Genomic DNA, 19,503 nt, shown 5'->3' on the forward strand with positions numbered 1-19,503 from the left:
GTATCTCAGTCATGTTCCAGACCTCCTCCGAGCACAGGAGGAGGTCTGGATGACCTGGTGGAGGTGGCACGGTGCCGCAGGGCTTGCACGCCGAGTTCGTCGAAGCCGTGGGCGCCGACGCGGTGGTGTCCGACCCGGTCGCCTTGCGGTCCTACGAATGCGACGGGCTGACCGGCTTCCGCGTCGTCCCGTCGCTGGTGCTGGTGCCGCGCACGGTGGAGGCGGTCGCCGCGGCCGTGCGGGTCTGCGCGAAGCACGACGTGCCGTTCGTCGCCCGCGGCGCCGGCAGCGGGTTGTCCGGCGGTGCGCTGCCGGTGGCCGACGGGGTCGTGATCTCGTTGCAGCGCCTGCGGTCCGTCGTCGAGATCGACGTGGTGAACCGGCGCGCGATCGTCGAGCCCGGAGTGACCAATGTGGACATCAGCCGGGCGGCGGCGCCGTACGGGCTGTACTTCGCGCCGGACCCGTCGTCGCAGCAGGTGTGCACGATCGGCGGCAACGTCGCGGAGAACTCCGGGGGCGCCCACTGTCTCAAGTACGGCTTCACCGTCCACCACATGCACTCGGCCGAAGTCGTGCTGCCCGACGGCACGACCACGGTTCTCGGCGGCGACAGCCCGCAGCTGGGCGGGTACGACCTGCTGGGCGCGTTCATCGGGTCCGAGGGCACGCTCGGCATCGCCACGCGCATCACCGTGAAACTGCTGGCCAAGCCGGCCGCGGTGAAGACGCTCGTGGCCGACTTCCCGTCCGTCGAGCAGGCGGGTGACACGGTGAGCGCCGTGATCGAGGCCGGGATCGTGCCCGCGGCGGTGGAGATGATGGACGCGCTGGCCATCGAGGCTGTCGAAGCCGCGGTCGACGCCGGTTACTCGCGCGACGCGGCCGCCGCGCTCGTGGTGGAGCTCGACGGGCCGCAGGCGGAGGTCGACGCGCAGTTCGCACAGGCGAAGCAGCTGTGCGAAGAGTTCGGGGCGACGAAGCTGCGGATTCCGGCGAGTGCCGAGGAGCGGGCGCTGGTGTGGAAGGGCCGCAAGGCCGCGTTCGCCGCGGTGGGGCGGATCAGCCCGAACTACTTCGTGCAGGACGGGGTTGTCCCGCGCACCCAGCTGGCGACGGCGTTGACCCGGATCTCCGAGCTGGCCGCCGGGGCCGGGCTGCGCGTGGCGAACGTGTTCCACGCCGGCGACGGGAATCTGCATCCGCTGGTGCTCTACAGCGAGGCCGCCGGTGAGCACGAGCGGGCGGAGGCGCTCTCGCGGGCCATCGCCGAACTGTGCGTGGACCTGGGCGGGTCATTGTCCGGGGAGCACGGGATCGGGACGGACAAGGCGTGTTCGATGCCGCGGCAGTTCAGTGAGGACGACCTGGCGACGATGGCGCGGCTGCGGCACGCGTACGACCCCTCGGGGATCTGCAACCCGGGCAAGTTGCTGCCGACGCCGCGGCTGTGCGGGGAACGACCGGGCGTCTACAAGCCGCATCCCCTCGAATCCGCCGGCTTGATCGAGCGGATGTGACGGCGTGACTCAGGAGACCACGTTCGCTCCGTCCACTGTGGAGGAAGTGCGCGCCGCGGTGGCGGACACCCGCGCGAGCCACCCTCGGCTGCTCGTGACCGGCGCGGAGACCGCCTCGGGCTGGGGCGCGCCTGCCGCGCCGGCCGACGCGGTCATCGACACGACGTCGTTGACCGGGGTGCTGAAGTACGCGCCTTCGGACTTGACGATCGCGGTTCGGGCGGGCACCCCGTTCACGACCGTTCAGGAGACGCTCGCGGAGGGGGGCCAGCGCGTGGCGCTCGACCCGGCCCGGGCCTGGCGGGGTGCCACGATCGGCGGGCTGCTGGCCACGGCGGATGCCGGGCCGCTGCGCACGGCGTTCGGCAGCCTGCGTGACCTGGTCATCGGGACGACCGTCGTGCTGGGTGACGGCACGGTCGCGCGGTCCGGCGGGCACGTGATCAAGAACGTCGCCGGCTACGACCTCGCGAAGCTGTTCCACGGTTCCCTCGGGACGCTCGGGGTCGTGGCCGAAGTCGTGCTGCGGTTGCACCCGCTTCCCCTGGCGGTGCGCACGGTGGCGGTCGAGGCCGACGCGGGCGAGGCGTTCGACCTGGCCGGCAAGGTCGTCATGACCGGGTTGGAAGCGTCCGCCCTCGAATGGTCCGGTGGGCGGCTGCTGGTGAAGCTCGAAGGGACGCCGGAGGGCGTCGAGCAGCGTGAACGTGAGCTGTGCCGGCTCGGGGGAACCACGGCCCGGGTGCTCGCGGTCGAGGAGGCGGCCGCGGCCTGGGCAGGTGTTGCCGCGAGCGCGGATGGTGTTCGAGGGACAACAGTTGTGCGAATCGGGACAATGCCGGTCGCCGGGCCGGCTCTGGTGACGAGGATGGTGGCCGCGGGAGCCTCGGTGGCCAGTTCGATGGCGATCGGCGTCCACACCGTGCAGTTCAACGGCGGTGACCACGACGAGCTCCTCGCCCAGTTGCACCAGGAGTTCGGCGCGGCCGTGACCGTGCTGCGCCGCGACGGCCTCTCGGCCGGCCGCGGATGGGGTCCGCCACCGGCGCCGGTGCGCGTGATGCGGGCGATCAAACGGCAGTTCGACCCGGCCGGTCGGTTCGGTGCCGGCCGGTTCTCACCCTGGCTCGAAGACGAGGAGCGTGCGTCATGACGTCGACACTCGGCAGCTCCTTCGACGAGCACCACCCGCCGAAACGGGAGCTCCTCGACGACTGCGTCCACTGTGGATTCTGCCTCCCGACGTGCCCGACCTACGTGGTCACCGGCCAGGAGATGGAATCGCCGCGCGGGCGCATCTACCTGATGGACCTGGCCGCCAAGGGCGAGATCGGCCTGGACGAGACGTTCGGCCACCACATGGACACCTGCCTCGGCTGCCTGGCCTGCACCACCGCGTGTCCCTCGGGAGTGCAGTACGACAAGCTCATCGAGTCGGTCCGCCCGCAGGTCGAGCGCCACGTGCCGCGCGGCTTCTTCGACAAGGTGTTCCGCGCGTTCGTCTTCTCGCTGTTCCCGTATCCGCGCCGGTTGCGGCTCGCGGCGTTCGGCGGTCTGCTCTACACCCGGCTCGGCCTTCGGGCGCTCGTCCACCGGCTGGGCATCCTGAAGCGGCTGCCGCCCCGCCTCAGTGCGTTGGAAGCCTTGCTGCCGCCGGTGACGCTGCGGGCGTTGCTGACGAAGACGCCGGAACGCACCCTCAAGCCGGCCGGCGAGGCGAGGCTGCGGGTGGGGGTGCTCGCAGGCTGCGCGAACCGCGTCTTCTTCGGTGACGTCAACGCCGCCACCATCCGTGTGCTCGCCGCCGAAGGCTGCGACGTCTACGTTCCGCAGGACAACCAGTGCTGCGGTGCGCTGTCGGTCCACGCGGGACGAGAGGAAGACGGCCTCACCCGGGCCAAAGGGACCATCGAGATGTTCGAGCGCTACGACCTCGACGTCGTCGTCGCCAATGTGGCCGGCTGCGGGTCCACGCTCAAGGAGTACGGCGACCTCCTCGCGGACGTTCCCGAGTACGCCGAGCGAGCGCGGACCTTCGCCTCGCGGGTGCGGGACATCAACGAACTGATCGCGGACCTCCCCGCGCGCGCCACCCGGCACCCGATGAAGACCAAAGTCGCCTACCACGACGCCTGTCACCTCGCCAACGCCCAAGGAATCCGCCGGCAACCGCGCGAACTTCTGCGCAGCATCCCGGAGCTGTCCGTGCACGACATCGCCGAGGCGGAGCTGTGCTGCGGATCGGCCGGGATCTACAACCTGGTGGAGCCCGAAACGGCCGAAGAACTCGGCCGCCGCAAGGCGAAGCACCTCGCGGACGTCGAACCCGACGTGGTGGCCACCGCGAACGCCGGGTGCCTGCTGCAGATCCGTCGGTTCCTCGACCAGGGGATCCCGGTGGTGCACCCGATCCAGCTGCTCGACGCGTCCATTCGTGACGTAGATCCACTCGATCCACCCCAGACGCGTTCCTGAGCGTCGTTTTTCGCAGTTCTTCATAGCTTCGTTTCGCAGCGCCGATTGTCCCGGCGTTGATTCACCGCGTCGTTTTCACAGGAGATTTCACATGAGCACGGTGGGTTTCATCGGCCTGGGCATCATGGGCCTGCCGATGGCCGAGAACCTGGTCAAGGCCGGGTACGACGTCGTCGGCTACAACCGCAGCGCGAGGCGGGTCGACGCGCTGGTCGCCGCGGGTGGCCGTGGCGCGTCGAGCATCGCCGAGGCGGTCAAGGGCTCGGACGTCGTGATCACGATGGTGCCGGACTCGCCGGACGTGGCGGCTGTCGCGATGGGCGAAGACGGCATCTTCGAGAACTCGCACTCCGGTCAGCTGGTGATCGACATGAGCACCATCGAGCCGGCCACGGCCCGCGCGGTCGCCGAAGCCGGCGCGAAAGTGGAGGTGCGCGTTCTCGACGCGCCGGTGTCCGGCGGGGAAGCCGGTGCTGTCGAGGGTGTGCTGTCCATCATGGTCGGTGGCGCCGCCGAGGACTTCGCCGCTGCCACGCCGGTACTGGAAGCCGTCGGGCGCACCATCGTGCACGTCGGTCCGCACGGTGCCGGCCAGACCGTCAAAGCCGCCAACCAGCTCATGGTCGCCGGCCACCTCCAGCTCCTCGCCGAAGCGCTCGTGCTCGCCGAGGCGTCCGATGTGGACCCGGTGATCGCCGTGGAGGTGCTCGGCGGCGGGCTGGCCGGCAGCACCGTCCTCGACCGCAAGTCGGAGAACATGCTCAAGCGCGATTTCACACCCGGTTTCCGCCTCTCCTTGCACCACAAGGACATGGGCATCGTCACCGCGGCCGCACGGGAAGCCGGGGTGGCGATCCCTCTCGGCAGTGCGGTCGCCCAGTTGATCGCCTCCCTCGTCGCTCGCGGCGACGGCGGGCTCGACCATTCCGGTCTGTTCAAGCTCACCGAAGAGCTCGCGGGCCGGACCCAGTAGGACAGTCACTTGTCAGGAGTGGACTCATGCCCAGAATGACCGCAGCCGACGCCGCCGTCGCAGTGCTGCGCCGCGAAGGCATCACAACTGCTTTCGGGTTGCCCGGCGCCGCCATCAACCCGTTCTACGCCGCGTTGCGCCGGGACGGAAACGTCGCGCACACTCTGGCCCGCCACGTCGAAGGCGCCTCGCACATGGCCGAGGGCTACACCCGGACCCAGCCGGGGAACATCGGTGTGTGCATCGGCACCTCGGGCCCGGCGGGCACCGACATGATCACCGGCTTGTACTCGGCCAGCGCGGACTCGATCCCGATCCTGTGCATCACCGGCCAGGCGCCGGTGGCCAAGCTGCACAAGGAAGACTTCCAGGCCGTCGACATCTCGGCCATCGCGGCTCCGGTCACCAAGTGGGCCGTGACGGTGATGGAGCCGGCGCAGGTGCCGGGCACGTTCCAGAAGGCGTTCTGGCTCATGCGCACCGGCCGGCCCGGCCCGGTGCTGATCGACCTGCCGATCGACGTGCAGCTGGCCGAGATCGACTTCGACATCGACTCCTACGAACCCCTGCCCGTCGCGAAACCGGCGGCGACGCGGGCCCAGGTCGACCGCGCGCTGGACCTCGTGGGCGCGGCGGAGCGGCCGGTGATCGTGGCCGGCGGCGGAATCATCAACGCCGACGCGGCCGAGTTGCTGGTCGAGTTCGCCGAGCTGACCGGCATTCCCGTGATCCCCACTCTCATGGGCTGGGGCACCATCCCCGACGACCATCCGCTGATGGCCGGGATGGCGGGGATCCAGACGAGCCACCGCGGCGCCAACGCGACCATGCTCGAAGCCGACTGCGTGCTGGGCATCGGCAACCGCTGGGCCAACCGGCACACGGGTGACCTCGACGTCTACCGCGGTGAGCGCAAGTTTGTCCACGTCGACATCGAGCCGACGCAGATCGGCCGCGTGTTCGCGCCGCACTACGGGATTGTGTCCGACGCGAAGGCCGCGCTGGAGCAGTTCGTCGCGGTGGCCCGTGAGCGACGCGAGGCCGGGGCCCTGCCGGATCGTTCGGCGTGGGCCGGGGACTGCGCGCGCCGCAAGTCCACGATGGAACGCAAGACACACTTCGACGAGGTGCCGATCAAACCGCAGCGTGTCTACGAAGAGATGAACCAGGTGTTCGGGAAGGAGACCCGCTACGTCTCGGCCATCGGGCTTTCGCAGATCGCCGCGGCGCAGTTCCTGCACGTGTACCGGCCGCGGCACTGGATCAACTGTGGTCAGGCCGGGCCGCTCGGGTGGACGGTCCCGGCGGCGCTGGGCGTGGCCACCGCCGACCCCGACGCCGAGGTCGTGGCGATCAGCGGGGACTACGACTTCCAGTTCATGCTCGAGGAGCTGGCCGTCGGTGCGCAGTTCAACCGCCCGTACGTCCACGTCCTGGTCAACAACTCCTACCTCGGCCTGATCCGGCAGGCGCAGCGGGCGTTCGACATGGACTACTGCGTGCAGCTGGGGTTCGAGAACGTCAACTCGCCCGAGACGGCCGGGTACGGCGTGGACCACGTCAAGGTGGCCGAAGGCTTGGGCTGCAAGGCCATTCGCGTGCGCCGGCCCGAGGATCTGAGGGCGGGCTTCGAGAAGGCGCGGCAGCTGGCGGCCGAGTACCGCGTGCCGGTGATCGTCGAGGTGATCCTGGAGCGGGTCACGAACATCTCGATGGGCGCGGATCTCGCGGGCGTGAATGAGTTCGAGCCGCTGGCCGAACGCCCGGAAGACGCGCCGACCGCGCTCACGCACTGACGCGTCCGAAGTGGAGGTTTCCGATGCCGTAAGGAATCGGAAACTACTACCACGCCTTCGTCGGCGATTAGCCTGGTTTCGATCAGCCCGGCCAAGACGAAGGAAACATTCATGGTGAAACGCGTGGTGGCCGGCGGTCTCGCGGCCGTGGTCGCGGTCGGGCTCGCAGCTTGTTCGTCGGACGAGCCCGCCGCGCCCACGGACCCGGGGTCCCGCGCGGTGTACGTCACCAACTGGGCTTCCGACACCATCGCCGAATTCGGGCTCAACGAAGACGGTTCGCTGAAGGCACCGGCGATTTCGCTGCCGGTGGGGAAGGGTGACACCCGCCCGCAGGCGTCGATCCGTTCGCCCGACGGAAAATGGCTCTACGTCGGCAACTGGGGCACGCGTGACGTCACTCCTTTCCGGATCGAAGCCGGCGGGCGCCTGACCGTGTTTCCCGCCGCGCACGGTCCGGCGCCGGAGCCCGTGACCCCGTCCGGCATCGCGCTGAGCCCGGACGGCAAGAACCTCTATACGGCCAACTTCAGCAACGGCGGTGGCGGAACCGTTTCGCACTACCGCGTTTCGGCCGACGGACTGCCGCACGGCGTCGAGACGATCCCCGCTCACGGACGGGGTACGACGGCGCTGGCGGTCTCACCCGACGGCCGCACACTCGTCACGGCCAACAGCGCTTCGGGTGACATCTCGACGTTCACCGTCGCCGGCGACGGCCGCCTCACGTGGGTGGCGACCGTCGCCACGGGCAAGGGCGCGTTCTTCGCCGCCATCACGCCGGACAGCTCGCACGTCCTGGTCACAAACTCGCTGGCCGACAGCATCAGCTTCCTCAACCTGGGCGCGGATTCCCGGCCCACGCCGGTCAGCACCGTGCCCAATCCGGCCGACGAGCCCCGCGGCATCGTCCTCACCGCCCGAGGCGACCGCGCCTACGTCGCCAATTTCGCGAACGGTACCGGCCCCGGCCACATCACCACGTTCAGGGTGACCGCCACCGGCATCAGCCTGGCGGGCCCGGCACTGGCGACCGGCGGCAACGGCGCCGAGGGCATTGCCTTGTCCCACGACGGGCGCAGCCTCTACAACGCCAACTTCAACACCGACGGCGACGGCAGCGTCACGAGCTACCCGCTGGCCGCCGACGGTTCGGTGGGCAGCCCGCGGCCGCCGGTGCTCACGGGTGGCCGTCAGCCCGACCTGACGAGCATCACCCTGCCGACGAGCTGACCGGGCCGGCCCCGGATGCCGCTTCCGGGGCCGGCACCGGTCACGTGCGAGCGAACGACGCGAGGTACGCGGCGGTCGGGGTGCCGACGCCGGTGGTGGTGTCGTAGCCCGGAGTCGTGGTCAGTGAAGTGTCCAGGTTGGCCGTGCGCAGCGTCGTCACGAGACCTTGGCTCGCGTCGAAGGAATTCGAGAAGTCGACGCGCACCACGGCCGGGTTCCGGTTGATGCCCAACGGGTTGCCGTTCGGGTCGCGGAACAGCAGGCTGCGGTACTTCTGGTAGATCAGCGGGTTGGCGAAGCCGAGCGGTTTGCCGGTGAGCTGTTGCGCCAGCGCCTGGATGCCCGCGATCACCGGTGCGGCCAGCGAGGTCCCGCCGATGCGGTGTTCGTTGTACTGCGCGGTGCCGTCGGGGAAAAGTTGGGTGTCACCCGTGATGAAGCCGGTCGTGGGGTCACCGACGGCGGCGATGTCCGGCGAGACCCGGACCGGGGTGGCCGAACCGTCCGGATGGGACAGTGCGTCGGGGACAATGCCGCGCTGGTAAGCGGGTTGCGGAGTGCCGGGGACGGCGCCACCGCCGGTGCCGTTGATGAAGTCACCGGGCGGGGAGGCCCACGTCAAGCCGTCGGCACTCAGCGCCGTGCTGTGCGAACCCCAGCCCGTTTCCCACAGGTAGTGGTCGCCGGCGCCGATGGCGAGCGTGGTGCCGCCGACCGCGGTGACCCACGGGTCGCGCGCGGGGAAGTCGACCTCGCCGGTGTGGGTGCCGTCGAGCCGGAAGTCGCCGAGGTCGCCGTTGTCACCGGACGCCGAGTAGAAGCCGATGCCCTGCACGGCGCCGAGCTGCAGCAGGTTGTCCACAGTGGTCGGCTGGGCCGGGGTGACGGGATCGACCGCGTACCAGGAGTTCGACACGATGTCCGCGAGGTGGTGGTCGACCACCGTCGCGATCGAGTCGTAGAAGTCCTCGCTGTGGCAGGACGCGGAGCTGACGACGGTGAGGTCGGCGGCCGGGGCGATGGCGTGCACGGCCTCGGTGTCCAGCGTCTGCTCGCCGAACTGGCCGCCGGGGTCGCAGATGTCGAGGTTGGTGTAGGCCGCCGGAGTCACCTGCCGGACCTGGTCGGGACGGTAGGCGGCGTCGCCGTTGCGGGCGGTGTACTGGGAGAGGTCCGGGAGCAGCGTGGGTGAGGCGTAGGCGGTGATGACGGCGATTTTCACGCCGGCGCCGGTCATTCCCGGAGTCGCGCCGTAGGCGCTGCGCAGCTGCCGGCCGTTGTAACCGCGCACGGCGTACGGCACCTTGGCGCCGTCGACCGCGGGGAGGGTCGTCGCGACGTTCTCGCCGTAGTAGTCCGACAACGGGCCGGAGTTGCGGAAGACCGGTTCGGGTTTGGCGTCGGTGGGCAGCACGGTGTCGGTGATGACCGGGGCCGGCGCACTGTCGACGGCGGACGGGTTCGCCGGCAGGGTGCTGCCGGGTGTCGACGGGGCGGCCCGCCGCGGGGTGTTGTCGAGTCCGGTGACAGCCAGGATGTCGTAGGCCATCGGGGCGGGGACCGAAGGCGTCTCTCCGGCGGAGCGATAGGTGTTGCCCTGCCTGGTGTAGCTCTTCAGCTTGACCGCGAACGCGGTGTCCACAGCCGACGCCGGGCCTTCGAACGTGACGTAGTTCTGCGTCCGGGCGGTGACGTGCAGGTCGTTCGAGGTCAGCCAGCCGGTGACCCGGTCGGCTTGTTGTGTCGTGGGGCCGAAGCGCTGCAGGGCTTGCGTGGCCGAGAGGTAGTGGCCGTAGTTGTTCGAGTCCGGATCGGACACGCCCGCGGCATAGGCCGCCAGGCCTTCGGGATCGCGGCCGGCGAGGTAGACGCGGCCGGACACGGCGGTGGCCGGGCCGACGTTCTTGCCTGCGGACACGGGGGTCACGACGTCCGAGGCAACCGGATCACGGGTGGTGGTGGCGGACGCGCTCGGCGCCGAACCCAGCAGCAGGGTCAGGGTGAGCGCCGCACTCAGCGGACTGATCATGAGGCGAGCCTAAGCCGCACCACACTGTCCTCGTGGCCACTCGATCGTGGCCACGACGGCACTTTCACCGCAGCGGTAAGGAATTCGAAAGATCTCAGGTGAGCATGTGCATCCCGCCGAAGAACGCGACGGCGAGGACACCCACGGCGAACCCGACGAACAGCGCGGCCCCGAGCCCGGGCCGCAGCCGCGTGCCCGCGTAGGCCAGGCCCAGCGTGAGGATCAGCCACGAGCCGATGAGGGCCACGCCGCTCATCATGGACTCGGCGAAGATGGCGGCAACCCGGGCGCCGGCCGCGACGAACAGGGCGAACCCCGCCGCCGCGGCCGGGATGATCCAGGACTTGCGGCTCAGGTGCGGCGTGTGGGCGGTTTCCGGTGACCTTTGCATGACAACGCTCCTTGGCTGGATGACCACTGTTCGTAGTGTGCCCCGCGTCACCGCGAAGATCCCTTACCGTCGCCTAACGCCGCGTCTGCCTAGTGCTCGCGCAGGTAGCGCATCATGCCGATCACGTCCTCGGGCACGAGCCGCCCGATCGCGCCGCTGGAGTAGACGCTCACCAGCACCTTGCCCGCCGGGTCGAGCAGGAAGCCCGTGGACTGGACGTAGCGCGGGTCCTCGTTCACGAACGCCCCGGTTGCGTCGTGGAGCGCGCGGGCGTCGGCACTGTGGCCGACCGGGAAGGTGAGCTTGTGCTTGGCCACCAGGTCCTTTGTGGTCGCTTCGTCGTCGACGGACAGCGCGACGACCTTGACATCGAGCTCCGCCAACGTGTCGGCGGCGCGCTGGAACGCCCGCAGCTGGGCGTTGCAGTACGGGCACCAGCTGCCGCGGTAGAACAGCACCACGGCGAAGTGCCCGGCCACCTCGGCGGGCAGCGGGTGGACGGTGCCGTCCACAGTGGTCAGTGACAGGTCGGGGAAGGTGTCTCCGGGGTGGAGCAGGGGCATGACGAGACCCTTTCTGGTGGGGTTTCTGGCGTCGAGAACAGCCGCGGCGCGGCTTTCGTCTCCCGCCGACGTTGCCGATAGACGCCGCACACTGGTTTGCGTCGCGCGGCGCCGGTTCTTACCCGGTTCGCCCGAGATTTTCCGCGGGGCCGGTTCACCACGTGGGCGTACAAGTTCGAGGTGTCCGCGACGCTGGTGCTCAACGCGGTGCCGCTCGACGCGCTCGTGGCCGAGCTCGGCACCAATCGCAACGCGATCTACAAAACCCTGTTCGACGCCCGGCGCAAGCTGCGCGCGCGGCTCGTCGCCGAGGGCTACCTGGACGAGCTGGGAGGGCGAGCGTGAGCGACCTGAGCGCGTTGGAGCGTTTCCTCGACACCGATCCGCGTGACGGCGGGTGCGCGGAGGCGATGGAGCTGCTGCACGTATACGCCGAGCTGCTCCAGCGGGGCGAGGACGCGGGCCGGTTCCACCCGCGCATCGCCGTGCACTTGCGTTCGTGCGGGCCGTGCGAGGAAGACCTCGAGGGCTTGCTCCTGGCCATTGAGGCCGGTGCCGGTTAGGGGTTCGTAATGACCGAGGTGGCCCTGGAGTGGGTAGCTTCGGGACGTGATGTTCCGACGTTGTGCCCTTGCTGCCGGTGCGTTGCTCCTCGCCGCCTGCGGCGCTGCTCCGGCCGCTCCGGTCGCGCCGCCGTTCGTATTTCCGCAGGACTCGGCCGGCGTCGCGACGTGGACGCCGTGGCCCTCGGCGTTGCACGATGCCCGGCATTCGGGCGCCTCGACGGAGTCGGGACCGACGCACGGCACCATCCGCTGGCAACGCCGTCTCGAGGGCGCCACGACCCCGGGCCCGGTGGTCGGCGCGGACGGCACGGTCTACCTCGCCTCGAACGGTGGCGTTCTCCACGCCCTCGACCCGGTCGACGGGCACGACAAGTGGACCTACGACACGAAGAACCCCGTGGGCGGCGATCTGTCGATCTCACCCCTCGTCCTCCGCGACGGCACGATCCTCTTGCCCAGCGGTGAGGACCTGATCGCGTTGTCCCCAATCGGGCGTCTACTGTGGACGAGGGAGTTTTCGTCCCGGGTGACGTCCCCGGTTTCCTTCGACGGGAGCCGGGTCTACGTCGGGACCGGCGCCGGCACGGTGTCCGCAGTGGACACCTCGGCCGGCCACATCGTCTGGACCGTCGACACCGGAACGACTTCCTACGGATCGGTGGTCACCGACGGCCACGGCCGCGTCTACACCACCGCCGACTCGTCGTTGATCGCCCTCGACGACCTGGGCGCCTCCGCCCGCGTCGCGTGGCGCGTGGACCCCCACGACGACATCACCGAGGTCTCCGCGGGCCTCGCCCCGGACGGCACCGTGCTGCTGGGCACCAACGGCCGCGCCGAATGGGCCTACCACCCGGACGGGAAACTCGCCTGGCAGGCGTCGCGGGTGATCACGTACTCCTCACCCGTGGTCACGGCCACGGGCCTGGCCTACGTCGCCGACCACAGTGGACAGGTCCACGTCTTCGACGTCCACACCGGACGCGAGACCACCCACTACGGCCCCATCGGCGCCCAAATCTGGAGCTCGACCATCGTCGACCGCACCTACCACCTCTACTTCGGCGGCGAGAACGGCCACGCCTACGGGTACAACCCCGACGGCACCCGCCTGTTCGACATCGACCTCGGTGGCAAAGTGGACAGCTACCCGGCCCTCACGGGAGACGGCGCGCTGGTGATCGGCAGCCGCAACGGCCTGGTCACCGCCATCGACTGACCAGGCTCAGGCCGGATACCGGAGTTCGATCTCGGCCAGCTTGCGGTCCACGACCTGTTGCGCGGCCGTCCTGGGGGAGACTGCCTGGGTCTCGGACCGGGCGAGCAGGTCGGTGACGATCCGGTCCATCGCCTCGCGGACCTTGGCGTCGGCCTGCTGCGCGTCCGCGTCGAGGTCGCCGAACAGGGTCCACCACCACCAGGCGTTGGTGGCCGAGTTGGCCGCGAAATCGGGAATCACGGTGACGCCGCGGGAGGCGAGTGCGGCCTCGGCCGCGGCCGTGGTCGGCATGTTGGCCCCTCGACGACGACGCGCGCGGTGACGCGGTGCCGGTTCGTCTCGTCGAGGCAGTAGGAAACCGCTGCCGGGACAAGGACGTCGCACTCGACGTCGAGCCAGGAGCCCGGCGGGAGCTCGCGGTCGGCCGGGCGCAGCTGCGTGCGGTCCAGGCCGCCCAGTGGGTCGCGGCTGAGCAGGAGACGTTCGACGTCGAGACCCTCGGGATTCGCCACGACGCCGTCGGCGTCCGCGATGCCCACGACGAGGACGCCGGCCCGGGCCAGGTAGCGCGCGGTCGCGCCGCCCATCGAACCGAAGCCCTGTACGACGGCCCGACGCGGCGCGGCCTGCAGACCGAGCCGGTCCATCGCCGTGAGCGCGGCCTGCGCGACGCCCAGCCCGCCGACGAGCTCAGGCAACGCGACTCCGTCGACGGCGATCGAAAACGCCTTCGCCAGCCGGGCGCGCGCCTCGTCGGCGTTGTCCAGCAAGGGATAGACGGCCTGCACGGAACTGTCCATGCCGAGCTCCGCCACGACCTCGTCGATCGTCTCCTGCCGCACGCCCAGGTCCTCCCCGGTGGTCCAGTGGCGTTCGACGATCGCGCGCACCGCCGCCAGGAACCGCGTGAGCACGCCGCGGGCTTCGGGATCGTGCGGGCTGCAGTCGAGGCCGCCCTTGGCGCCGCCGAGCGGGATGTAGCGGGCGCCGGGTTCGTAGTGCAGGGCTTCTTTGCGGGTCATGCCCGCCGCGAGGCCACGTACCTCGTCGAGCGTGCAACCTTCGCGCATGCGCAACCCGCCGCTCGCGACACCGCGGACCAGGCGGTCGACGACCACGAACCCGCGCCGGCCTGTCTCGGCGTCGATCCAGGTGATCGAGAGGTGTGGCTCCCGCGCTGTCATGCGTGCCCCGTTCGTCTTCGCCCGCTACTGAATCACCATGCAGTAGCGGGCGAACGATTGTCAACGGGGGTCGTCGGCGAGACCCAGCTCGTGCGCGACGTGCCGGCGGGCCCACTCCTGCATCCGTTCCCGGTTCTGCACCCCGCCGTGCACCAAGGCTTGCACGGCGAGGCCGTCGAGGAACGCGGTGATCCGCCACGCCGCGCCACGCGGGTCGGGCGCGGTGAACTCGCCGGCGTGCGCGCCGTCCTGGATGATCGTGACCAGCGCTTCCTTCCAGCGCAGGTCCAGCTCGCGGCCGACCTGCCGGAGCTCGGGTTCTCGCAGTGCCGCCGACCAGCCCTCGATCCACAGGCGCCAGCCCTTCGCCTGCCCGGTCGGCGCGTACCACTCCAGAGCGGTGCGCAGGCGTTCAGACGCGGTGGCCACGTCTTCGGTCAGTTGCGCCAGCTTTTCGAGATCGCGTTGCGCAGCCCAGGTGAAGGCCTCCGCGATCAGCGCTTCCTTGTTCTTGAAGTGGTAGAGCACGAGCGATGTGCTCACCGACAGGTCGGCCGCGACGTCGGCCATTCGCACGGCGTGGATCCCGGCCTGCTCGATGTGGCGGACGGTGGCGCGCAGGATCTCGTCCCGGCGCACAGTGGTGTCTTTCCGGCTGCGGCTCACGGGGGCGAGTTTATCCTGAGTTGCGAGTCAGTAGTGACTTACAGGACACCCGCGCGCAGCGCGAAGGCCACCGCCTGGGTGCGGTTGCGGAGGTTGAACCGGCCGATGATCGAGGCCAGGTCCTTCTTCACTGTGCTCTCCGAGTAGACGAGAGTTTTGGCGATCTCGCGCGTCTCGACGCCTTCGGCGAGCATGCGGAGGATCTCGACTTCGCGGGTGGACAGTCCGGGGCCGGTGTAGCCCAGGGGTTCCAGGACGTTGCGTTGCAGGCCGCGGATTTGGGCGACGAGGTTGCCGAGCAGGTGGGGCGACAGGACGGCGGAGCCGTTGGCGCTCGAGAGGACCGCGTCGGCGAGGTCGACGCTGGTGGTCGTGGTGCGGTCGAGGACGGCGACGACGCCGTGGCTGACGAGGGAGAGCAGGGAGTGCTCGCGCACGTCGGCGGTGAGCAGGACGATGGGAGCGGCGAGGACGGCCGCGGCATGGACGCGGCGCATCGTGGCCGTGGAGAAGCGGTCGTCGGCGACGACGGTGACGTCGGGGGGCAGCTCGTCGCCCGACGTGCGCGGAGCTTCGACGCCCAGGAGCTTGCGGATCGCTTCGGTCGTCAGTGGGTCGGGGCCGAAGACCGTGACCGTGACTTCGGTGAGCGACCGGCGCGGCCTGGCCGCGACGGGTGAACAGGACGTCACGACGAATCCCTCCTCCGGTGCCGTTCTCCCACCGAAGATACTGAGCGATTTCGCCGGAAACCGGTTTCGCAAGAGTTCGGTCACATGAGAAATCCGGTGGTCGAACCAAGATGAGGCGAATGGGTTCCTCAGCGCTGGAGGGCGTGCGCCGCGAGCACGTGGGCGACGGCTTCGGTGACCTGGCGCGCGAAGGGGATGTTGAGCCACTCGTCAGGCACGTGCATGTTCGACTCGGCGCCGACCGCGCCCGTGACGAGGAAAGCCGCGTCCGGGTAGGCCTGTCCGAGCATCTGCATGAACGGGATCCCACCGCCCAGGCCCATGAACTGGTGCGGGGCTTCGAAAACACCGGATTCGAGCGCGGCGGACAACCACGCCGGCGGCTCGGGGGCGCACCAGCCGTCCTGGGCCATCACGTCGGTGAGGGTCGCGGAAGCGCCGAACGGCACGTCGGTGGTGGCCACCCGTTCGAGCGCGGCCGCCGCGTCGGCCGCGTTGACGGTGGGCGGCAGGCGGAAGCTGAGCCGCAGCGACGTCGAGGCCCGCAGGACCGCACCGGCTTCCGCCACGTCCGGCAGGCCGGCCGCGCCGGTGACCGACAACGTCGGGCGCCAGGTGTTGTTGAGGATGCGCTCGGCCTCGTCCCCGGCGGCCGGCCGGCCGCCGGGGACCAGGGAAAGCGGGTGCAGCGTCGACAGTGGACGCAGCTCGGCCAGCCGCTGCGCGTCCGCCACGCGTTCGGGCGGGATCGGCGCGTTCAGTTCCGGCAGCAGGATCCGGCCGGTGGCGGGATCTTCGAGCCGGTCGAGCAACAGCCGCAGGATGCGGAACGAGCTCGGGACGACACCGCTGGCGATCCCCGAGTGCACGGCTTCTTGAAGCACAGCGACGGTGAGCGTGGCCTGGAGGATCCCGCGCAGGCTCCGCGTGACCCACAGCCGTTCGAAGTCACCGCCGCCGGAGTCCAAACAGGTCACGAGGCTGACGCGGCCGAGCCGGTCCGCCAGGTGGTCGAGGTAGTCCGGCAGGCCGGGGCTGCCCGACTCCTCGCCCGCCTCCAGCGCGAGAACCACGCGGCAGTGCTCGCCGCCGCCGGCCCGGACCGCGGTGACGGCGGTGAGGGCCGCGTAGGCCGCGTAACCGTCGTCCACCGCGCCGCGCCCGTAGAGCCGGTCTCCGCGCAGCACCGGTTGCCACGGGCCGAGTCCTTCGGACCAGCCGTCGAACGGTGGCTGCTTGTCGAGGTGCCCGTAGAGCAGGGCCGTGCCCTCGCCCGACGCTCCCGGCGTGGCGGGGATTTCCGCGAACAACAGTGGTGGCACGCCGTCGAGCTCCACGACGTCGACGGTGCTGCCCGCCGGCGCGTTCGCCTCGAGCCAGCCGCGGACGTGCTCGACCGCGCGGCGCAGGTGCCCGCGTTCGCGCCACTGCGCGTCGTACGCGGGGGAGACCGCGGGGATCGCCACGAACTCCGCGAGGCTCGGCAGCACCCGGTCCTCCCAAGCAACCTCGACGTGGTGTCGCACCTGTTCGATTTCCACCAGTCCGCCTCACTCCTCGGTGACTACCCGATCATCGAATCACAAGACGCCGGCGCGCAGGGCGAACGCGACGGCATGGACGCGGTTGCGGAGCTTGTAGCGGGTGGTGAGACTGTGCAGGACGTGCTTGATCGTGCTCTCCGAATACGTCAGCTTCCGGGCGATCTCGGCGGTTTCCGCTCCGTCGGCCAGGAGCCGCAGCACCTCGACCTCACGCTCGGTGAGGCCGGCGCTGTTCACGCCCAGGGGCCCGAGCGTTTCGCGCTGCATCCGCCGCACCAGGCCGATGAGCGTCCCCAGCAGGTCCTGCGGCATCACGCTGTGCTGGTGCGCGGCGGCCGACACCGCGGCCGCGAGCTCGGCGCCGTCGGCGGATTTGCTGTCCACGATGGCCACGACCCCGTGCTCGATCAACGTGAGCAGCGCGGCTTCCTCGACGCCGGCGGTGAGCAGTACGACCGCGACACCCGAGGGCTGCAGGGCCCGCAGCTGCGCCACGGCCGCGGCGTTCACGTGCGGTGTCGAGAAGACGAGGACGTCGGGACGCGCCCCCGGGCGTGTCCGCACGAGGCCGGCGTGGCTTTCGAGGACCAGCCGCAGGCCCGTGGCACTGAGGGTGTCCGTGGCTTCCACCCGGACCGAAACCTGCTGGGCGACCCGCGGCCGGAGCGCGACGGGGTGGGATCCCGGGACGGGGGGCCGGGGCCGGACCGCAACGTGTTCCATGGTGCTCTTTCCTTGCCTGTCTCGTCAGCCGGAGCCGGTGCGGGGACGCGGGCGTGCTCCTGGTGCTCCTCCAGCATGCCTCGGGCGCGTGGGCGCGGCATTGACGAAAGCTTTATCGCGCACGGCGATCACCCGCGCACGGTCGGTGTCATTCGTTCTTCGGTGGCCGAGCCTGGAAAAGACTCATGAGACGACACCGTCGCGGCGGCCGGGGACGATCTACGCTCGTCCGGCGGACAGCAGTGAACCGCAACTCGTCCGCCGGCGAAAGGTGTGGCACCGAAATGGCCGAAGTGGACCCCGAGGTCGAGTACACCGTCACCCACCAGTGGGTGCGGCGGCTGCCGGACGAATCCGCGCGCATCGGCGTCAGCGACTTCGCGCAGGAGGAGCTGGGCGACATCATCTCCGTGTCCCTGCCGTCGGTCGGCGCCGAGGTCGTGGCGGGCGAGCCGTTCGGCGAGGTCGAGTCGACGAAGAGCGTGGCCGAGGTCTACGCGCCGGTGTCCGGTGTGGTCACCGCGGTCAACGGCCTGCTCGCCGACAGCCCGGAAGTCGTCAACGACGACCCGTACGGTGACGGCTGGCTCGTCACCGTCGATGTGCGGGCCGGGGAGTCGAAGCTGCTGGGCGCGCAGGACTACCGGACCTTCACCGAGGGCTGAGCCGGCCGGGCGAGGCAGGCGTAGGTCGCTTCGACCAGCGCCATCTTGCGAGGGTCATCGCGCGGGTGGGGGCCCATCCGGTTCATCACGTACCCGAAGCCGACGCCGCTCTCCGGGTCGGCGAACCCCGTCGAGCCGCCGAACCCGTCGTGGCCGAAGGCGCGGGGGTTGGGGCCGAAGCTGCGCTGGTCGCTGCCGAGCGTGAAGCCGAGGCCGAACTCGTTGTCCAGCCCCATGACCAGGTCGCGGCAGCGGCCCTGGCCGGTGCGGCCGAGCTCGATGGTCTCGTACCGCAGGAGCCGTTCCGAACCGTCGGCGAGGGCGCCGTAGATCGTGGCGAGGCCGTGGGCCGTGCCATGCCCGTTCGCCGCCGGCACCTCGGCGACGCGCCAGCGGGTGAGGTTCGCCGTGCGGCCAAGGGGAAGCGGGTTGGCGAGCGCCGCCAGCGCCGCGCGGTCCGGTGCGACCGTCCTTTCCGGACCGGCGCCCGGTTCGACCATCGTGGAGCAGCGGGCGAGGTCGTCGCGGATCACTCCGATGTGGACGTCCACATTGAGTGGTAACGCCACGTTGGCGCGGAAGAACTCGCCGACGGTCTGCCCGGTGATCCGGCGGATCAGCTCGCCGACGAGGAAACCGTAGGACAGCGCGTGATATCCGCTGGCCGAACCGGGCTCGAACAACGGTTCCTGAGCGGACAGGAGCAGGGTCATCTTCGTCCAGTCGAGCAGGTCGTCGATCTGCAGCGGGTGCTCGGGCGCGACCCCGGTGACCCCGGAGCGGTGCGAAAGCAGCCACCGGACGGGGATGCCGGCCTTGCCCGCGGCGGCGAACTCGGGCCAGTAGCGGGCGACCGGCGCGTCGAGGTCGAGGTCGCCGCTTTCCACGAGCTGCAAGGCACACAGTGCGACCAGGCCCTTGGTGCTCGACCACAGGTTGGTCAGCGTCGGGCGCCGCCACGGAGCCCGGCGCTCCTCGTCCGCCCAGCCACCCCACAGGTCGACCACGGTCCGGCCGCGCACCACGACGGTGACGGCCGCGCCCAGCTCGCCCCGCTCGGCGAAGTTCTGCTGGAAAACCTGGGCCACCGGCTCGAAACCTTCGGCGGTCTCACCGTGGACGGGTGCGGGGGATGAGAGCGGCATCGGGCTTTCCTTAGGTCGAGGCGAGATCGCCGGACGCATTGGTGGCGGCCCGGCGAAGCCGATTCTCTCCGGCCGTGCGGCGGGAAACCGCGAAGTTGGCCGGAAAGGCGGGAAACATC

Annotated in this window: 18 protein-coding genes and 1 pseudogene; 10 read left to right on the forward strand and 9 right to left on the reverse strand. The window is 70.2% G+C overall.

The genetic code is table 11. The features are described from left to right. Window positions 1-71: 71 nt before the first annotated feature. From AB0H62_RS30650 to AB0H62_RS30675, 6 genes are all read left to right on the forward strand, one after another. Window positions 72-1,520, forward strand: a complete 1,449-nt coding sequence (locus tag AB0H62_RS30650) for an FAD-linked oxidase C-terminal domain-containing protein (RefSeq protein ID WP_360589828.1) — start codon at window positions 72-74, stop codon at window positions 1,518-1,520. 4 nt (window positions 1,521-1,524) lie between these two features. Further along, window positions 1,525-2,673 carry an FAD-binding protein gene (locus AB0H62_RS30655; protein WP_220243340.1) on the forward strand — a complete coding sequence of 383 codons (1,149 nt, stop codon included), beginning with the start codon at window positions 1,525-1,527 and terminating at the stop codon, window positions 2,671-2,673. Further along, window positions 2,670-3,995, forward strand: coding sequence for a heterodisulfide reductase-related iron-sulfur binding cluster (locus AB0H62_RS30660; protein ID WP_360589830.1), 1,326 nt, complete (start codon window positions 2,670-2,672; stop codon window positions 3,993-3,995). Before AB0H62_RS30655 ends, AB0H62_RS30660 begins: the two co-directional genes overlap by 4 nt. 22 nt (window positions 3,996-4,017) lie before the next feature. Then, a complete protein-coding gene (locus AB0H62_RS30665) occupies window positions 4,018-4,968 on the forward strand; it encodes a 2-hydroxy-3-oxopropionate reductase (RefSeq protein ID WP_360589906.1) in 951 nt (316 codons plus the stop codon). A gap of 26 nt (window positions 4,969-4,994) precedes the next feature. Continuing rightward, the gene (gene gcl, locus AB0H62_RS30670) at window positions 4,995-6,764 is read left to right on the forward strand and encodes a glyoxylate carboligase (protein WP_360589832.1); all 1,770 of its coding nucleotides are present in this window, start codon (window positions 4,995-4,997) and stop codon (window positions 6,762-6,764) included. A gap of 111 nt (window positions 6,765-6,875) precedes the next feature. Next, window positions 6,876-7,997 (forward strand): beta-propeller fold lactonase family protein, encoded by a 1,122-nt coding sequence (locus AB0H62_RS30675; protein WP_360589834.1) that lies wholly within the window; start codon window positions 6,876-6,878, stop codon window positions 7,995-7,997. A gap of 40 nt (window positions 7,998-8,037) precedes the next feature. Here AB0H62_RS30675 and AB0H62_RS30680 read toward each other — a convergent pair whose 3' ends face one another. The 3 genes from AB0H62_RS30680 to AB0H62_RS30690 all read right to left on the reverse strand — a co-directional run bounded on the left by AB0H62_RS30680 (window position 8,038) and on the right by AB0H62_RS30690 (window position 10,980). Further along, window positions 8,038-10,026, reverse strand: a complete 1,989-nt coding sequence (locus AB0H62_RS30680; RefSeq protein WP_360589836.1) for a S53 family peptidase — start codon at window positions 10,024-10,026, stop codon at window positions 8,038-8,040. Window positions 10,027-10,120: 94 nt separating this feature from the next. Then, a complete protein-coding gene (locus AB0H62_RS30685) occupies window positions 10,121-10,417 on the reverse strand; it encodes a hypothetical protein (protein WP_255638351.1) in 297 nt (98 codons plus the stop codon). Window positions 10,418-10,506: 89 nt separating this feature from the next. Continuing rightward, window positions 10,507-10,980 (reverse strand): peroxiredoxin family protein, encoded by a 474-nt coding sequence (locus AB0H62_RS30690; protein ID WP_360589838.1) that lies wholly within the window; start codon window positions 10,978-10,980, stop codon window positions 10,507-10,509. Between the two features lie 180 nt (window positions 10,981-11,160). Between AB0H62_RS30690 and AB0H62_RS30695 the strand changes: the two genes are divergently transcribed. From AB0H62_RS30695 to AB0H62_RS30705, 3 genes are read left to right on the forward strand one after another with little or no spacing between them, the layout of a single operon-like run. Then, window positions 11,161-11,325 carry a hypothetical protein gene (locus tag AB0H62_RS30695; RefSeq protein ID WP_360589840.1) on the forward strand — a complete coding sequence of 55 codons (165 nt, stop codon included), beginning with the start codon at window positions 11,161-11,163 and terminating at the stop codon, window positions 11,323-11,325. Then, window positions 11,322-11,543 (forward strand): hypothetical protein, encoded by a 222-nt coding sequence (locus AB0H62_RS30700; RefSeq protein ID WP_360589842.1) that lies wholly within the window; start codon window positions 11,322-11,324, stop codon window positions 11,541-11,543. The genes AB0H62_RS30695 and AB0H62_RS30700 overlap by 4 nt, the downstream gene beginning before the upstream one ends. A gap of 49 nt (window positions 11,544-11,592) precedes the next feature. Then, window positions 11,593-12,765, forward strand: coding sequence for a PQQ-binding-like beta-propeller repeat protein (locus tag AB0H62_RS30705; protein WP_360589908.1), 1,173 nt, complete (start codon window positions 11,593-11,595; stop codon window positions 12,763-12,765). A 6-nt stretch (window positions 12,766-12,771) separates the two neighbouring features. On the opposite strand, the pseudogene AB0H62_RS30710 reads toward AB0H62_RS30705, so the two are convergent. The 5 genes and pseudogenes from AB0H62_RS30710 to AB0H62_RS30730 form a co-directional block, all read right to left on the reverse strand. Then, window positions 12,772-13,949 (reverse strand): annotated as a pseudogene (locus tag AB0H62_RS30710) (Glu/Leu/Phe/Val dehydrogenase dimerization domain-containing protein). A gap of 60 nt (window positions 13,950-14,009) precedes the next feature. Next, window positions 14,010-14,615, reverse strand: a complete 606-nt coding sequence (locus tag AB0H62_RS30715; protein ID WP_360589844.1) for a TetR/AcrR family transcriptional regulator — start codon at window positions 14,613-14,615, stop codon at window positions 14,010-14,012. A 38-nt stretch (window positions 14,616-14,653) separates the two neighbouring features. Next, the gene (locus tag AB0H62_RS30720; RefSeq protein WP_360589846.1) at window positions 14,654-15,307 is read right to left on the reverse strand and encodes a response regulator transcription factor; all 654 of its coding nucleotides are present in this window, start codon (window positions 15,305-15,307) and stop codon (window positions 14,654-14,656) included. A 128-nt stretch (window positions 15,308-15,435) separates the two neighbouring features. Then, on the reverse strand, window positions 15,436-16,848 hold the full coding sequence (locus AB0H62_RS30725; RefSeq protein ID WP_360589848.1) for a M20/M25/M40 family metallo-hydrolase: 1,413 nt from the start codon (window positions 16,846-16,848) through the stop codon (window positions 15,436-15,438). 39 nt (window positions 16,849-16,887) lie between these two features. Further along, on the reverse strand, window positions 16,888-17,481 hold the full coding sequence (locus tag AB0H62_RS30730; RefSeq protein ID WP_360589850.1) for a LuxR C-terminal-related transcriptional regulator: 594 nt from the start codon (window positions 17,479-17,481) through the stop codon (window positions 16,888-16,890). Between the two features lie 377 nt (window positions 17,482-17,858). On the opposite strand from AB0H62_RS30730, the gene gcvH reads away from it, so the two are divergent. Further along, window positions 17,859-18,239 carry a glycine cleavage system protein GcvH gene (gene gcvH / locus AB0H62_RS30735; RefSeq protein ID WP_255638350.1) on the forward strand — a complete coding sequence of 127 codons (381 nt, stop codon included), beginning with the start codon at window positions 17,859-17,861 and terminating at the stop codon, window positions 18,237-18,239. On the opposite strand, the gene AB0H62_RS30740 is transcribed toward gcvH, so the two are convergent. Beyond that, the gene (locus AB0H62_RS30740) at window positions 18,215-19,384 is read right to left on the reverse strand and encodes a serine hydrolase domain-containing protein (RefSeq protein ID WP_360589852.1); all 1,170 of its coding nucleotides are present in this window, start codon (window positions 19,382-19,384) and stop codon (window positions 18,215-18,217) included. The two genes, gcvH and AB0H62_RS30740, sit on opposite strands and share 25 nt — an antisense overlap. Between the last annotated feature and the right edge of the window lie 119 nt (window positions 19,385-19,503).

Source organism: Amycolatopsis sp. NPDC050768 (assembly GCF_040654155.1).
GTDB lineage: Bacteria > Actinomycetota > Actinomycetes > Mycobacteriales > Pseudonocardiaceae > Amycolatopsis.

Coding starts and splice junctions, on each gene's coding strand:
- AB0H62_RS30660 (WP_360589830.1), top strand. CDS start 2,670: ATGACGTCGACACTCGGCAGCTCCTTCGACGAGCACCACCCGCCGAAA.
- gcl (WP_360589832.1), top strand. CDS start 4,995: ATGCCCAGAATGACCGCAGCCGACGCCGCCGTCGCAGTGCTGCGCCGC.
- AB0H62_RS30675 (WP_360589834.1), top strand. CDS start 6,876: ATGGTGAAACGCGTGGTGGCCGGCGGTCTCGCGGCCGTGGTCGCGGTC.
- AB0H62_RS30680 (WP_360589836.1), bottom strand. CDS start 10,026: ATGATCAGTCCGCTGAGTGCGGCGCTCACCCTGACCCTGCTGCTGGGT.
- AB0H62_RS30685 (WP_255638351.1), bottom strand. CDS start 10,417: ATGCAAAGGTCACCGGAAACCGCCCACACGCCGCACCTGAGCCGCAAG.
- AB0H62_RS30690 (WP_360589838.1), bottom strand. CDS start 10,980: ATGCCCCTGCTCCACCCCGGAGACACCTTCCCCGACCTGTCACTGACC.
- AB0H62_RS30705 (WP_360589908.1), top strand. CDS start 11,593: ATGTTCCGACGTTGTGCCCTTGCTGCCGGTGCGTTGCTCCTCGCCGCC.
- gcvH (WP_255638350.1), top strand. CDS start 17,859: ATGGCCGAAGTGGACCCCGAGGTCGAGTACACCGTCACCCACCAGTGG.
- AB0H62_RS30740 (WP_360589852.1), bottom strand. CDS start 19,384: ATGCCGCTCTCATCCCCCGCACCCGTCCACGGTGAGACCGCCGAAGGT.